Below are 13,665 nucleotides of genomic sequence, written 5' to 3'. Positions count from 1 at the left end.
TCTCCGGTGGCCACGAGTTCCGACTGCGCAGGAGAACCCGCATGACCTACACCACCATCGTCATCCGCCACGTCACGTTCGAAGACCTCGGCATCCTCCAGCCCGAGCAGCAACGTCTCCGAATCAGCGGACAGATGCCAACGCCGCCAGCCCCTACGACCGGACCGTTTCCTGGGACGTACACCCGAGGGGAAGGGCACTCGGGTAATCCTCACACACAGCAGGTTCGACCCGGACGACCCGGTTCAGCAGTATGCGCGCACACTCATGAGTGGCGGGTGACCCTCAACGTGCGCCCCTTCGACGCCACCCTAGAACCACTCACATAGCTGCCTGTGCCGATCACTCCACAGATGAATCGGGGAATATCGACGCGGGCACTTATAGTGGTTGCAGCACAGGCAGTCTCGATGAATAGAACGTCCCCCCATGTATCAGATCGGTGGATTCAGGCTTAAAGCACCGTATGCAAACATCGGGGTCTCTTCGAGCGATCAGGGACTACGCAGTTCGCGGTCATCAGCAGGGGCGAGCAGTGGGCGGGCGAATCGGTAGATTTCCTCGGCCGCATCGAATTCCATGGTGACATCCGAGCCCGGTGCGCCTGCCCATTCCGGGGGAACGGGCGTTCCCGGCCAGGTGTGCCCGCCGCCGAAGACCGTCCACGCAGTGACCTCGGCGCCGCCGACGCCGCCGGTAACCGTGTGGCGGCTCGATGTCTCGGTGCGGACGGTGCGTCCGTCGGGTTGGCAGCGGTCGAGCATGCGCCAGTGGGCCGCTGATTCGGTCAATCCCAGTGTGCAGCCACGGAATTGGCCGTCCGGTCTGCGGTGCCGTGAGTGATCGACTAGACCGGGTCGGCGTCACCGTTGATCAGCATCGCCGAAACAGCATGGCTGGGCCGCATGCCGAGTAACGCTGCCGGGAGTCCACTGGCGACCGCTGCGAAGACCGGCACGAGGTCGGCTGCTTCCAGCGCGAATCGGTGAGACATGAACGCGCCGTTGGATATTCCGGCCACGATGGTCTGATCCGGCACGGTACTGTGAGGGCTCAGGACGTGCTTGACCGTCTGTCGTCAGGTGCTTGACGGAGCGTCGCCGTTGATCGTGCCCGATGGCGGTCGCAGGCCCGACACGATCACCTCGGCCGCGATCTGCCAGGGACTTCCGGCGGAGATCGCAGCAGACAGCCCGACGAGCAATCCGTAGTAGGTTTCCGCCATCACTCCCGAGCGCACGGCCTCGACCGTCTGCGCCCGCGCGATCAATTCCCGCAGGCCCTCAATGTATTTCGCCGGCATAGCCTGCCCCTTGCCGTCGAAGACCACGACGCGCCCAGCGTCGGCGGATGCCGAGAGGAATGCTGCATCTATCCGTTGCCAGCCCGCCGGGCCCGCAACTGCCAGCGCGAGAGCAATCCGGTTTGGCAGCTCGTTCTCGGACGCCGTGTCATTCTGGTCAGTGCTCGACATGGTGCGGAAGCGCTCCCTCGTTCGTTCTTCGTTTCGATTCCTCGGCTGGCATTTCCACCATCCGAGGTGTGAGTCACTGCCAGATTTGGTCGCCCAGTCACCGCCACACAAGATCGCGAGGGTGAGTTGCCCAGTGCTGAATCAGTAGGCGGCGGGTGCAGGCTTCTGTGTCAGAAAGGCGGTGAGCAGCGACGCGGTCAAGCTGTCGGCGTTCGCTCGGGGTGTCGCCCATGAGCGGGTTGTCGAGGTCATCGCCGCAGGAGCCGGGTTGCCGATGCAATGTCCTGCCAGCGCGGCGAAGAATGCATCGGGATCGATCAGAGTTTCGGGCGTATGGACGCCCGGTCGTCGCACAGACGCGAGCATCAGTGTCGCGACCGCCAGCGGTATTCCAGTGTTTTCTGCCATGGTGAGTCCGGGGACCTGTGCAAGCGCAGTCGCGGCGGCTGCGGGAGCGTTCCCGCGTGCGCCTGTGGCGACCGCGAATAGTGGTGGGAGCCCACCGGGTTTGAGAAGATTCGCTGGGTTCGTGGGCAGCACTCGTTCGGCGAACGCGGCGATACGGGCGGCCCGGGTGGCACTGAGGATCCGGTGATCGACGCAAAACCGCACGGCCGATAGGCCCGCGAGGGTGAAACGGTCACCGACGACGATGTTGGTGTTGTCCTGCAGATTTGGGTAAACGCGGTGGAGTGTGACCGCTTCCGGGTGTCCGAAGCTACGGCCGTGCGCCGGCCCGATGCCCGGATACTCGAACTCGACTCTCTCCAGCGCCGGTCGATCGGTGAGAGCACCGCCTCGGGTGACCCTGATCGCGCCGCTGATCTGCTGCATCCCGTGAACGATGGCCGCGCTGGGCTGGTTGCCCGGGCTGGGATCAGGTTGTGTCGCTTGGATATTCCAACCGGTGATGATGGTTTCGACGGTGTCGAGTTCCCGCGCTGCCGTCACCGCGAGAAGATTGGCGATACCCGGGCTGGCACCCATCCCTACCAGTGCTGTCACGCCCGCGGCGCGCGCATGATCATGCAGTGCCAGCATGTCCAGGGTGGGTTCCCAGTCGTCGCAGATGTCGACGTAGTCGCGGCCCGCCTCGATCGCCGCGGACAAGATCGGGATACCGAACCGGAAATACGGGCCCACGGTGTTGACGACCACATCGCAGTCACCGATTGCGGCCGACAGCTCACCGCGGTCGGCCACATTCAGGCCCCGGCCCGACGCCTTCGGGCCTAACGCATGTGCGACGCGCACAGCGTGTCTCTGATCGAGGTCGGTCACCACCACCTGATCGACCATGTCGTCATCAACCAGAGCGCGGACCGCGACACGGCCCATCTCCCCGGCTCCACCCAGCGCCAGAATCCGCATCAGCTCACCTTCCGGATATATTTACTATCGTGACAGTAAACAAAGTTGGTCGGCCGAGCAAGGCCAGAGAACGGATCGCGCACATCCTGCGGGCGATGGCTGGCGTGGTGGCCCGTGACGGGCTAGCGAATGCGACCCTGTCACAAGTGGCTTCCGCGGCCGGCATGCAGCGAACACTCGTGCTGCACTACTTCGGCAGTCGTGATGGCCTGATGCAAGCTTTCGTCAACGGGGCTGTCGGTGCTTACGGCGCCTCCATGCTGCGTGCCGACACCGAGGAGCCCGTGGATCGTCGGATAGATGCGATGTTCGAGCCCGGCGCCTACCGCAGCAGGGAAGAACTCGTTATATGGATCGAGCTCGTAGCGTTGGGCGCGCGCGACGCCACCGTGCGAGAACGCCTCTGTGCCTTGTGGACTGAGCAGTGGCTACCGGAGCTCGAACGGCAACTCAACACCGAATACCCCTCGGCGAACGCTGACGACGTCGCCCGCGCGGCATACGCGTTGGCGTGCCTGTTCGAGGCGCACTGGGCATTTCACCTGCAAGGCATCACCGGAGCCGACCGCCAACGCCAAGTCCAACATGCCGCACGAACAATTGTTGCAACACTATCTGGCGCCTGTTCGCCCTAATCAAGCCGTTCGATGTCCGACAACAGCATCCAGATCGGTCATGCCGATGCCACAGAACTCGCCGAACTGCTCCAGTTCATCAACGACTGGCTGCCCGCAGAACAGAACGCTTGCATCTCAGCTGGACTACTTTGCCGGCCCAATCCTTACGCGCTGAGCTCTACCGCTTCACCGCCCGTCATCCTCACCCCACTGAACCCGAACCGGCCGCATCCCATGCCCGACTGCTGATTCCGTTCGTCATCTCCACAGCTGCGGGCGCCGATCTCGCTCCAAACCCGCCCTCGACGCGAGGGGCCCCTTTCGAGCTCTGATCAATCCTTCCGGGATGCTGATCAGGCGAGACTGAGTTGATCTGACGTATTGCCATCGTTCTGGCGCAAGTGAATGCCTCTGTCAACAACCCGACTCAGGTTTCATCGTTCGGTTGCTGCCGAGGAGTCCGTGGTCGGTGGGTGCTATCGCCGCGGTCGCTGCTGGCGATGTCTGGGGAGTTCCCCCACGCCACGAACACGCGCCTATGCCAAGTCGGTCGATGCGCGTAATCCATTGAGTGCCAAGGCGATCAAGCGGTCCGCCTGATCGGGACCGGCGTGCTCGCGTGTCCAAGCCGCCGCGTTGATGAGTGTGAAGACATCGTTGGTGGTGGCATCGGGCCTGAGCGCCACCGATCGGCCGGCACGGTCGACGAGTTCCTCGCCTATGCCGTTCATCCGCAGGCAGGATGCGTGTAGTTCGCTGCGGTCATCGTCCATGCTATCCACGAGCACCGCAGCCAGGCCCCGATACGTGGCGGCGTGCTCGACCACCGCCCGCACCCACTCGGACACGGTGTCAGCTGTGACCGGTCCGTCGAGTAACCGGTCACCATACTCGAACAGGTCCTCGCTGCGCTCGGCCAGCAGCGCGGCGATGAGCGCGCGCCGAGTCGGGAAATGCCCGTACAGCGTACCGACACCTACACCGGCCAGCCGCGCCACATGCTCCAGTGGCGCGTCCGCGCCACCCGCGCGGAAGATCTCGTCTGCGGCGGCGAGTAGCCGCTCTCGATTGCGTCGGGCATCCGCGCGCGGGCGACGGACCCGGGATGTGGTTTCTTCCATCACAACTCTTCTAAGTCGAGGCACCCTCGAGATATATTTCGAGGACGCCTCGATTTTAGAAGAAGTAGATGATGATCCTGGTCACGGGTGCTACCGGCTCGATCGGCCGTCATCTGGTGCGCCGATTGCGGCAGCAGGACACACCGTTCCGGGCGCTGGTGCGGGACCCGAACCGCGGGCGCGAACTCGACTGCGACCTGGTGGTGGGCGATTTCGACGATCCGGACTCGATCACGGCCACGCTTGTCCGGCGTCGACCGGGTGTTCCTCTGTTCACCGGGGGCGGAACCGGCCACGGGCCCGCAGCCGATGGTTGCCCAGCAGACCACCGTGATCAACGCAGCAGTACGCGCGGGAGCGCGACACATCGTGAAGGTCTCGGTCCCGGGCGCAAGGCCCGGTGGTCTGCTTGCCGAGAGGGCGCACGCCGAGATCGAGGCGCTGCTCGAGGCGTCTGGGCTGGACTGGTCGATCCTGCAGCCGAGCGGGTTCATGCAGAACTTCCTCACCGGCGCAGGCGCATTCATCAGCGGCGGCGATCTCCTTGGCGCCTACGGGCACGGCCGTGTGTCCTACATCGACTGCGCCGACATCGCCGACTGCGCCGCAGTCCTGCTAAGCGGAGACCTCGGTAGTGGACAACGGTTCGTGCTCACCGGTCCCGAGGCCCTCACGCACGCCGAGATCGCGGCCCGGCTGTCCGAGGCACTCGGTCGGGCGGTGTCCTATATCGACCAGCCACCAGCGGATTTCGCGGACAACCTCGTAGCTCAGGGACTCCCCGCCCAGTTCTCCATCGACGTGGCAGCGCTCTATACCGACGTCGCGGGTGGGCATCTCGCCGAGACTACCTCGGTCGTCCGCGATCTCATCGACCGACCGGCCACAACCTTTGCCGAGTTCCTGAACCGTGAGCGGGATCTGTTGCGGCAGTGGCCACCACAACATTACGAGTGAGTTCGATGCGGCCTGTCGGTACGGATTCGATAAGCCGCAACCCAGGACCGGTGACACCCTTGGCGAAACAGTCCCGGCCTGGTAAGTCACCGGCTGTGGTTAGGTGCGGTAGTTGTCGTCACTGTGGCAGTGATGGTTGCGCCGATGCCGGTGATGGCGATGACGGCAATGGCGGCTGACGGTGATGCGTGGTCGATCAACGCACCGGTGGCCGGCGTGGCTATGGCGGCTCCGAGGGTGATCGATGATCCGTGCAGCCCGGTGACCACTCCTCGCGCTTCGTTCGGCGCGAGTGTGGCGATGGTTTCGGCGCTCGCGGCCAGCGGCGGGGCGCACAGCAGACCGGCCGGAACGAGTAGGAGGAGGTAGGACCACCACGCGTCTGCCAACCCCAGTGCAAGGGTCGCCAGTCCGAGATAGATTGTGAGGGTGAAGAACTCGGGCGCTCGGCGCACAGCGCCATAGATGAATCCTCCGAGAGCCGAGGCGGCGGCCCATGCGCTGTAGATCGGCGCGATGGCGTGGGAGTGGCCGGTGGACTCGAGTCCTGCAATGAGCACGAGTTCGGTGGCATAGACCATGATGACGACAGTGGTGGTCGTAATGAGCGTGGCTACGAGCGGGGTGGTGATTGGGTATGGTGTGCAGGCGGCCGGGGTGTGGCCAGCCTCGCCGTATGCGGTGCGGGTAGGGGCGTCGAGCAGCCACAGAGCGATGCCCGCAGCGGTCCAGCCGAGGCCGATCGATACCAGCGCGACCGTCGAGGACATAGCGAGTATTAAGACCGCGGCGAGTGCCGGTCCGAAGATGTATCCGAGGTCGGTCGACACGGAGTCGAGGGCAAATGCGGGCCTGCGGCATGGCGGTGGCATCATGGCGGCGAGAGACTGGCGCACCACGGTGTAGATGGGTATTCCCAAAAGTCCGCAGGTGAAGGCGGCGACGACCAGTGCGGGGTAGGGCATCCAGGATGCGGCGGTCCAGAAGGCGATCTCGGCGCTGATGGCAAGCGCGAGCATGGCACGGAGCCCCCGCCGGTCGATCAGGCTGCCCAACAGTGGAGCACCGAGTGCGCCCCCGCTCGTGTAGGCGGCAACGACGAATCCGCCAGCCGCATAGCCGAGGCCGAGCGTGTGGACCACATGCAAGGTGAGTGTTATCGGTGCGGCGGTCGCGGGGATCCGGGCGAGTAGCGCGACCGTGATGAACCGAGTCGCCCCAGGCACGGCAAATACCGCACGGTAGGTTGCGATGCTCCCCCATTGGGGGACCGATGGCGTCTGTTCGGTGGTCATTTCAGGTCTCTATCGTTCGGTTTGGCGATCACCGGGCAAGTGCGATGCCGCCGTCGACCGCGAGGACCGTCCCGGTGATGTAGCTGTTTTCGAGTAGGAACCGAATGGCGTGACCAATATCGTCGGGTTCGCCGATGCGCCCGACAGGAAGCTGTGTTGCCATGGCGGTCTGGATCGCGCGGCGGTTGTGGCTGGGAACACGGTCCCACCATGAGGTGTCAACCATTCCGGGTGAAACTGCATTGACTCGCAGTGGCGCTAATTCGAGTGCGAGCGTTGGGATTACGGCGTCCAGGGCTCCGTCGGTGGCTGCCCACAGTGCAGCTCCCGCCGCGGGTGACCGAGCTGCGGCACCGGTCACCAGTGTGATAGAGCCGTTGACACGCATGCTCGGCAGTGCTTCCTGTACGACGAGCAGGTGCGCGAAGAATTTGTCGTCGAAGTGCCGCCGCCAAGTTCGTATCGTCAAGTCCCGGAAGGGCGCCGAAGACAAGTCGCTACCGAAGGCGAGAACGAGATGATTGATCGAGCCGAGATCAGCGAAGAACGATCGCACTTGGTCGGGGCACCGCCCATCCACCCGGGCTCCGGTCAACTGAGGCGATCGAAGCTGGACGATAGCATCGTCGAGTGATGCTTGGTTCCTGCCGGCGATCACAACGTTCGCATCGGCATGTAGGACAGCCCGAGCCGTTGCGAAACCTATCCCCCTGCTGCCTCCCATCACCACGACGGTGTCTCCGGTCAATGTCGGTTGTTTTCGAGTCATCGGGAGCCTCATATTCCGCCGGAGCGGGCGGTGTGCGGAAGAGCCGCGCCCGGGACGGGCGCGGCTCTGCGTGGTGTGACTATCCTTGCTCTGCCTGCTGTCCGGCGGCTCGGCGGTCTTGTTCGGCCAGCATCTGCGCCAGCCGTTCGGTCATTTTGGTTCCTCCAGTTTTCGCCTCCCATTCGGGGAAATCATCCATTGGCTCCAAGGGAACGTATCCAGCGATCTTCCTGCTCTGCGACATTGCCTTCTACCTCCATGAATAGTGATTCCACTGAATCTCGACAATCACCCCGCCCTATCTGGAAGAGTTGTATAGCCGAGCTTTTCAAGGTGATACAGGTCGATCACTCGGGCACGCCGGATATTGATCTCGTCACGATTTCCAGCCTTTGGAACGAAAACATTGTGCCAGCGATCATCGGTGCGACTCTCGAAATGATGGACCATCGGCAGTAGCCCCTTCGACCGATGCGGGCGGGACTGGAACAGCAGCACGTCCCCAACCTGGTGGGAGACCGGATCACCGGCTGAGGCCATCACGTCGGCATACAACTCGGGGAAGGTTTCGTTGATCTCGACAATAGACCTGCCCTCGCGTTGAGCGATCCGGATGGTGCTTGCGATGTTCTGCACGCGCGCAAAGCTCCGAACCGGACTGAATCGGACAACCCCTTTCCCACACAAAGTGACATGAACGTTGAACCCGTGCACGTCATCGATAGGGGCGTCGGCAGCGCTGCCCGGAAAGTCCGTATGCGGATGTGCATCCCCGATGTCAATGGCCAGACCGCCTTCCGGGCCGTGCATCCGAGTCCCGGCGATGTCGTACCGTGCCATGATTGCCCGCACTGCCACGTCTATCACTTGGCAGACCCGGTAGGGGTAGACCTCACCACTGCGCGTGCCGTAAGGGATGACGTCACCGAGTTCGTCGTTGTTGATCCGTTTCGCCTCGTCGCGGCCGTTGTCGGCCGCTGAGGCGACGATAGGAGCGGCATCTGCGGCGGAGAACACCCCGAGCACCTTGACCGCTACCGGCTCGCGAAGTGCGTTTAAGATCGTTTCGGCATCGAATCCAGCCTGTCTCAGCGATGATGCGACCCGCTCCGATTGACGTAGGCTTTCCGGTGATTCCAACTCATACCGGGTACCGAAACTCATGCAACAACACCTCGTCGGTGCCATTTTTCGACTGACGCCATCAGTGCACCCACTTCGCATTGACAATATTTTCGTATTGTTAACAATGTCATCATAACTTACGTTCACGATTGGGTGATTCCCAATGTCGAGAAGCGCGTGGAGTTTGCTCCGGACCGGTTTTGGGAACCAGCAGAGCGATGCACCACCGGCCGTCCAGGTCGACAGTGTGGTCACGCAACGGAACCCTGGCGATGCTCGTGCAGAAGGTGCGGGTGGTCGCCGAGGCCGTCGAGGTATCGGACCGGGAGGTGTCGGCGGATTCGACGATCGTGCGTGCCCATCCGCATGCCACTGGCGGGCGCACGCGACCACGGTCGACCTGGTGAGAAGCCTCGACACCTTGCGCCGCACCCCCGGATCGCCATGACAGGTGCAGTATGCAGCGTGAGGACCCTCGACGCGTCGACGGCTACCCGCATCGTTGAATCGAAGGCGGGGGCCGGGGGGCTCTACGCCCAGTATCCGCGCCGAGATCGAACGCATTCGTGACACCGGACCTCGCGCACCCACGCCAGCGATTCCGGCCCGGCAACGCAGCTCCGACTCGGACCCTGCTGAAAGGCGATCAGCATGCACGCCATTGCCGCGATGACAACACCGCCGACGAAGCGAAAACCGCTGGTGAGAGCCCAGAACGCCGCTGGGGACTCAAGATAATGTAGGAACAAGTCGGGCACAGCTATGCGAGCACAACCGCGATCTTCGCCAGAGAGAGATCCAACAGCTACCGCGACCAACTACTCACGCTGTCGCTGAATCGTCCCATGTGGGGTGAGCAGGCGTGATCAAGAAAATGACCTACGACTGGCATCTGCGGGTTGCGATGACCGAGCAGTCGATGTCCTGCAACCGCTGCTTGCCGAACGCAGCATCGTCCCGTCGCGCGAGCAGGTCAATCGCCTCTTCGCGCACCCAACGCAGCGACCCACATCGATGCCCATCACATCAATAACAACGTGGACAGTGACGGGAACCTGGGCGCGGTCGTCGAGATCAGTCCGCCGAGCGCGCCATGTCCGGCCGGCGGCAACCAATGACCACCTTTCCGACAAGGTCACCCGAAAGCACCGGTCCGGCGTGAGCGATGGCTTCCTGGGCGGTGGTCATCGATTCGAGGCTACGCCAGAATCCACCTGCCTAGCCAGGCGGGCGCGGTGGGGTCGCGGCGGTACCTACTCGCCACCGATGCGTGGTGTCCATAGACGAGTCAAGATTATCTCTAGAAACCTACCTAAATCTGAAGAGAGAGTTGTGACTTGCGAATCTAATGCCAAAATGGCGTTGCATTGCGCTTGGGAGCCCCTGATTGGACAGTGCTTAATGTCGTGTGTCTGGTCGGTCGCTGTGTGAGGCTCGTGGTTAGGAGCAGCTGGTGAGGTGAAGTGGTGAACGAAACGGATTGCAGCCGCAAACGCAGGTGGAGATTAGTAATTCTATGTTAGTTTAAATCGAAGGCACACCTATGACTGTGAGAATTACATCGGATTATCCGGGGTGGTTGGCGGATATGGTCAGCCGATACTTTCCGCAAGCCGACGAGGACGCTATGCGACGGTTGGCTGGTGCCTGGCGACAGAGCTCGGAGAGGCTTTCCCAGATTGCCGACAAACTCAATACTAGCGTTGTCGTCGATGAGGTTCTGTGCGCGGCATTGCCTGAAGGGCTTGGCAACGTATGTGAGACAAACACTTTGTGCGCTAGTGCGTCTCGCCAGCATTCGAACATCGGTGAGCGTCTATATGGTGCGGCTGCAATGATCGAGTTTGCAAAAAAATCGATCATTGCAACTGCAGACATGGCTCGGGTCAGCATTGCTGACGATCCGGACAGAATGGATAATGCGATAAACGTCTCGGTGCGGGCTCGTACTGAGGAAGCAATGGCGAAGATCTCGCGAGAACTTGTGTCGAAAGTAAAGGAGCTCGATTTCGCCGGATTGCGTCCTGATCTGTAAACCGTCGTACGTGCTGCAAAAAATCCACGATTACAACGAGGGGCCTACTGCGCGATCGGGCGACAGGTTCGATCACGCTGCCTGGCTGGCCGGTGGGGTCATGATGGTCTCGTATTCGATTGGCGTCAAACGGTCGAGGGCGGTTTGACGCCGTCGACGGTGGTGGGGCTGTTCGATCCAGGTGACGATCGCGATACGCAATTCCTTACGGCTGTACCAGGATCGACGGTCGAGGACGTTCTTCTGAAGCAGAGCGAAGAAACTTTCCATGGCCGCGTTGTCACCGGCCGCACTGATGCGGCTCATCGATCCTGACCGATGAGGTGCGGGCGGCGGTGATCGCCGGGGTTCGTAGGTCTCGACCGAACGGTAAGAGCGATGTGTGGGAGACACTGGCCGGTCAGTCCGAGCAGATCAAGGCGTGGCTGGAGCAGGACCTGACCCTGACCAAGATTCATATTTTGCTCGCCCGCCGTGGTGTGGTGGTGTCGTATCGGACTTTGAACTGTTATGCCACAATAGAATTGGGGTTCGGGAAGCGGCGCACGACCGTGTGGGTGGCCGACTGCGAACCCGGCGCGGAAGTGCTGGTCGACTTCGGGCGCCTGAACTTGCTGACCGACGTCGAGGGCCGGCGGCGGGTGAAGGGGCTGATCTTCACCGCGGTGTATTCGCGGCACATCTTTGTCTTCCCGACCTACCGGGAAACGCTCAACGATGTGATTGCCGGGTTCGAGGCCGCGTGGGTGTTCTTCGATGGCGTGTTCGCCGTCGCGATTCCGGACAACATGCAAGCGAGCCTCGACCGCGCGAACACGACCGAGGCTCGGTTGAACGATTCGTTCCGCGAATATGCCGAGTCTCGTGGGTTCGTTGTTGATCCGGCGCGGATCCGCAGCCCGCAGGACAAACCTCTGGTTGCATACTGCACCTCTTTCGTGTGGTTCGATGGTTGTTTGTTTTCGTGCTGGTCAGCGTGTTTTCGGTGGTCGTCCGATGTGGGGGCGTTCGGGTGGGTTTTCGGGATCGGTTGGGTGGTAGAGGGATTCGCCTTTGTCGTTGTAGCGCACGGCGGTGACAAGTCCGGCTCGTCGCCAGTGCTTGAGGGTGCTGGCGGCGACTCCGAGGCGGGTGGCCATCTCGGCGGGGGTGAGCATCCCGGTCGCGCGCAGGCGTTGGCGGCGGGTGCGGAGTCGGTAGGCGCGGATGATGTGGTCGATGATCAAGCGGTGGAACGGTTCTCCGGTTCCGCTGAGCAGGCCGCGTTGGTTGAGGATGTCGGCGATCTCGCCGCTGATGTGGTGGTCGAGCAGTTCGTCGATGAGCGTGACGACCTCGGCGGGGGTGCGGCGTGCTTCGGGCCCAGTTTTGGGGACGGGCATGGTCAGGGTGGTGTGCTGGCCGGCGGGGAATCGGATGTGGGCGGTGATGGTGTCGCGGTCGCGGGAGACGGTGGCGTCGGTCAGCAGCAGGCGGGCGATGCGTTTGCGTTCTCGTGCGGGGGTGGCCGGGTCGTTCCAGATGGCGGGCAGGTCGGTGACGAGTTGGTGGATGCGGGCGCGTTGGGTGTCGGTGAGCTGTCCGGTCTGTTGGGTGCGGGCGGTGTCGTAATCACGTTGCGCGGCTTGTAGTTCGCGCAGCGCGGTGTTCCAGTCGGCTTCCAGGGTTTCGGCGACGAGCCGGTTGGCGGGATCGACGGTCAGGTAGCGGCGCCGGGCGAGGTCGGCGCGGTATTGGGTGCGTTCGACCACGGTGGCGCGCATGCGGTCGGCTTCGGTGGCGCGTTGGTCGAGTTCGGCTGAGACGGCGAAGGCGGCCTCGACGGCTAGCGGGGACAGGGTGTCGATGAGCAACTGCCCGATGCGGGTGTCGAGGTCGGCGCCGGGGATGCTGGCGCAGATGGGTTGGGCGGTGTCGATGCCCTCGCGTTGACACACGTAGGTCGGGAAGTCGCGACCGCGGCGACGGTGGTAGCGCACGGTCATGCGTTTTCCGCACTTGCCGCAGGCGATCATGCCCTGCAGCAGCGCGGTGCCCTCGCGGGGTGGTCCGGCGGCGCGGTCACGGCCGTGGGCGGCGGCGTTCTGAGCGAGGCGGGCTTGGTTGGTGTCGAACTCGGCGAGGGTGAGGTAGCCGGGGTGGGTGTCAGGGATGAACGAAATCCATTGCTCGCGTGGCAGTTTCACTCGGGAGTCGATCCCGGCCGGGCCGCGGCCGTGACGGCCGTAGGTGAACGCGCCGGCATAGCGGGGGTTGTGCAGTATCCGCAGCACGGTGTGATGCGCCGATGGTTTCCAGTCCAGTTCACCTTTGCTCGGGCCCTTGAGATGCCGCCACGGGAACAGCAGGCCCGCGGCGCGGAACGCTTTGACGCAGGCGGTCGCGGAGCCGGTGGCGGCGAAGGTGCCGAACAGGTGCCGCAGGGCCTGCTGGACGGCCTGGTCGGGGTCGAGGACGACGTGGTCGGTGCTGTCGTAGACGAGCCCGACCGGCAGCGGGGTGATCAGTTCGCCGCGGCGGGCTTTGGACAGCACCCCGCCGCGCAGGCGGGCCTTGATGAAATGCAGTTCGGCTTCCGACATTTGGCCCTTCATGCCCAGCAGGAGCCGGTCGTTGAAGTCGCGGGGGTCGTAGAGGCCGTCCTCGTCGCAGATCAGGGTGCCGGTCATCGCGCAGAGCTCCAGCAGCTGGTGCCAGTCGGCCGAATTACGGGCCAGCCGGGAGCATTCCAGGCCGAGCACGATTCCCGCCCGCCCCAGGGAGACTTCGGCGACGAGGTGCTGGAACCCTTCCCGGTCCGCCGCTGAGCTTGTCTTTTAACCTCCACCGGCTGTGCCGGTGGAGGTTGTGGGGGTTTTGCCGACGGGTTGATGTGGGGCTGGTTGTTTGTTTTTGGTGCCG

At 63.1% G+C, this 13,665-nt stretch carries 15 protein-coding genes and 2 pseudogenes; 5 read left to right on the top strand and 12 right to left on the bottom strand.

Annotation, left to right across the window (positions count from 1 at the left end; translation table 11 throughout):
* The 5 genes from ACIBG0_RS41770 to ACIBG0_RS41750 all read right to left on the bottom strand — a co-directional run.
* Positions 1-215 (bottom strand): hypothetical protein (locus tag ACIBG0_RS41770; RefSeq protein WP_397041125.1); only part of this gene is annotated, 215 nt, incomplete at its 3' end.
* 279 nt (positions 216-494) lie between these two features.
* Positions 495-791 (bottom strand): hypothetical protein, encoded by a 297-nt coding sequence (locus tag ACIBG0_RS41765; protein ID WP_397041123.1) that lies wholly within the window; start codon positions 789-791, stop codon positions 495-497.
* 56 nt (positions 792-847) lie between these two features.
* Positions 848-1,039: a hypothetical protein gene (locus ACIBG0_RS41760; RefSeq protein ID WP_397041121.1), complete on the bottom strand. Its 192-nt coding sequence runs from the start codon at positions 1,037-1,039 to the stop codon at positions 848-850.
* Between the two features lie 39 nt (positions 1,040-1,078).
* Complete coding sequence (locus tag ACIBG0_RS41755; protein WP_397041118.1) at positions 1,079-1,474, bottom strand: hypothetical protein; 396 nt, start codon at positions 1,472-1,474, stop codon at positions 1,079-1,081.
* 141 nt (positions 1,475-1,615) lie between these two features.
* Complete coding sequence (locus ACIBG0_RS41750; protein ID WP_397041117.1) at positions 1,616-2,845, bottom strand: saccharopine dehydrogenase family protein; 1,230 nt, start codon at positions 2,843-2,845, stop codon at positions 1,616-1,618.
* 29 nt (positions 2,846-2,874) lie between these two features.
* On the opposite strand from ACIBG0_RS41750, the gene ACIBG0_RS41745 reads away from it, so the two are divergent.
* Complete coding sequence (locus tag ACIBG0_RS41745) at positions 2,875-3,480, top strand: TetR/AcrR family transcriptional regulator (RefSeq protein ID WP_397041114.1); 606 nt, start codon at positions 2,875-2,877, stop codon at positions 3,478-3,480.
* 12 nt (positions 3,481-3,492) lie between these two features.
* Positions 3,493-3,711, top strand: a complete 219-nt coding sequence (locus tag ACIBG0_RS41740; RefSeq protein ID WP_397041112.1) for a hypothetical protein — start codon at positions 3,493-3,495, stop codon at positions 3,709-3,711.
* A gap of 287 nt (positions 3,712-3,998) precedes the next feature.
* Here ACIBG0_RS41740 and ACIBG0_RS41735 read toward each other — a convergent pair whose 3' ends face one another.
* Complete coding sequence (locus ACIBG0_RS41735) at positions 3,999-4,583, bottom strand: TetR/AcrR family transcriptional regulator (RefSeq protein WP_397041110.1); 585 nt, start codon at positions 4,581-4,583, stop codon at positions 3,999-4,001.
* Positions 4,584-4,670: 87 nt separating this feature from the next.
* Here ACIBG0_RS41735 and ACIBG0_RS41730 point away from each other — a divergent pair.
* Positions 4,671-5,540, top strand: a pseudogene (locus tag ACIBG0_RS41730) (NAD(P)H-binding protein); the annotation flags it as partial.
* An 86-nt stretch (positions 5,541-5,626) separates the two neighbouring features.
* Here ACIBG0_RS41730 and ACIBG0_RS41725 read toward each other — a convergent pair.
* The 4 genes from ACIBG0_RS41725 to ACIBG0_RS41710 all read right to left on the bottom strand — a co-directional run bounded on the left by ACIBG0_RS41725 (position 5,627) and on the right by ACIBG0_RS41710 (position 8,768).
* A complete protein-coding gene (locus tag ACIBG0_RS41725) occupies positions 5,627-6,835 on the bottom strand; it encodes an MFS transporter (protein ID WP_397041107.1) in 1,209 nt (402 codons plus the stop codon).
* Between the two features lie 28 nt (positions 6,836-6,863).
* Positions 6,864-7,559, bottom strand: a complete 696-nt coding sequence (locus tag ACIBG0_RS41720) for an SDR family oxidoreductase (protein WP_397041129.1) — start codon at positions 7,557-7,559, stop codon at positions 6,864-6,866.
* 124 nt (positions 7,560-7,683) lie between these two features.
* Positions 7,684-7,848, bottom strand: coding sequence for a hypothetical protein (locus tag ACIBG0_RS41715; RefSeq protein WP_397041105.1), 165 nt, complete (start codon positions 7,846-7,848; stop codon positions 7,684-7,686).
* A 44-nt stretch (positions 7,849-7,892) separates the two neighbouring features.
* Positions 7,893-8,768, bottom strand: coding sequence for a hypothetical protein (locus tag ACIBG0_RS41710; protein ID WP_397041102.1), 876 nt, complete (start codon positions 8,766-8,768; stop codon positions 7,893-7,895).
* 233 nt (positions 8,769-9,001) lie between these two features.
* Between ACIBG0_RS41710 and ACIBG0_RS41705 the strand changes: the two genes are divergently transcribed.
* Together ACIBG0_RS41705 and ACIBG0_RS41700 are read left to right on the top strand one after the other, a co-directional pair.
* A complete protein-coding gene (locus ACIBG0_RS41705) occupies positions 9,002-9,136 on the top strand; it encodes a hypothetical protein (protein WP_397041099.1) in 135 nt (44 codons plus the stop codon).
* 1,136 nt (positions 9,137-10,272) lie between these two features.
* Positions 10,273-10,764 carry a hypothetical protein gene (locus tag ACIBG0_RS41700; RefSeq protein ID WP_397041097.1) on the top strand — a complete coding sequence of 164 codons (492 nt, stop codon included), beginning with the start codon at positions 10,273-10,275 and terminating at the stop codon, positions 10,762-10,764.
* A gap of 72 nt (positions 10,765-10,836) precedes the next feature.
* On the opposite strand, the pseudogene ACIBG0_RS41695 reads toward ACIBG0_RS41700, so the two are convergent.
* Together ACIBG0_RS41695 and ACIBG0_RS41690 are read right to left on the bottom strand one after the other, a co-directional pair.
* Positions 10,837-11,076 (bottom strand): annotated as a pseudogene (locus tag ACIBG0_RS41695) (IS3 family transposase); the annotation flags it as partial.
* Between the two features lie 659 nt (positions 11,077-11,735).
* Complete coding sequence (locus tag ACIBG0_RS41690; protein WP_397041126.1) at positions 11,736-13,523, bottom strand: recombinase family protein; 1,788 nt, start codon at positions 13,521-13,523, stop codon at positions 11,736-11,738.
* Between the last annotated feature and the right edge of the window lie 142 nt (positions 13,524-13,665).

Source organism: Nocardia sp. NPDC050630 (assembly GCF_044457245.1).
Lineage (GTDB): Bacteria > Actinomycetota > Actinomycetes > Mycobacteriales > Mycobacteriaceae > Nocardia.
Note: the sequence above shows the minus strand (reverse complement) of the source record. Positions and strands in the feature narration are given on the sequence as shown.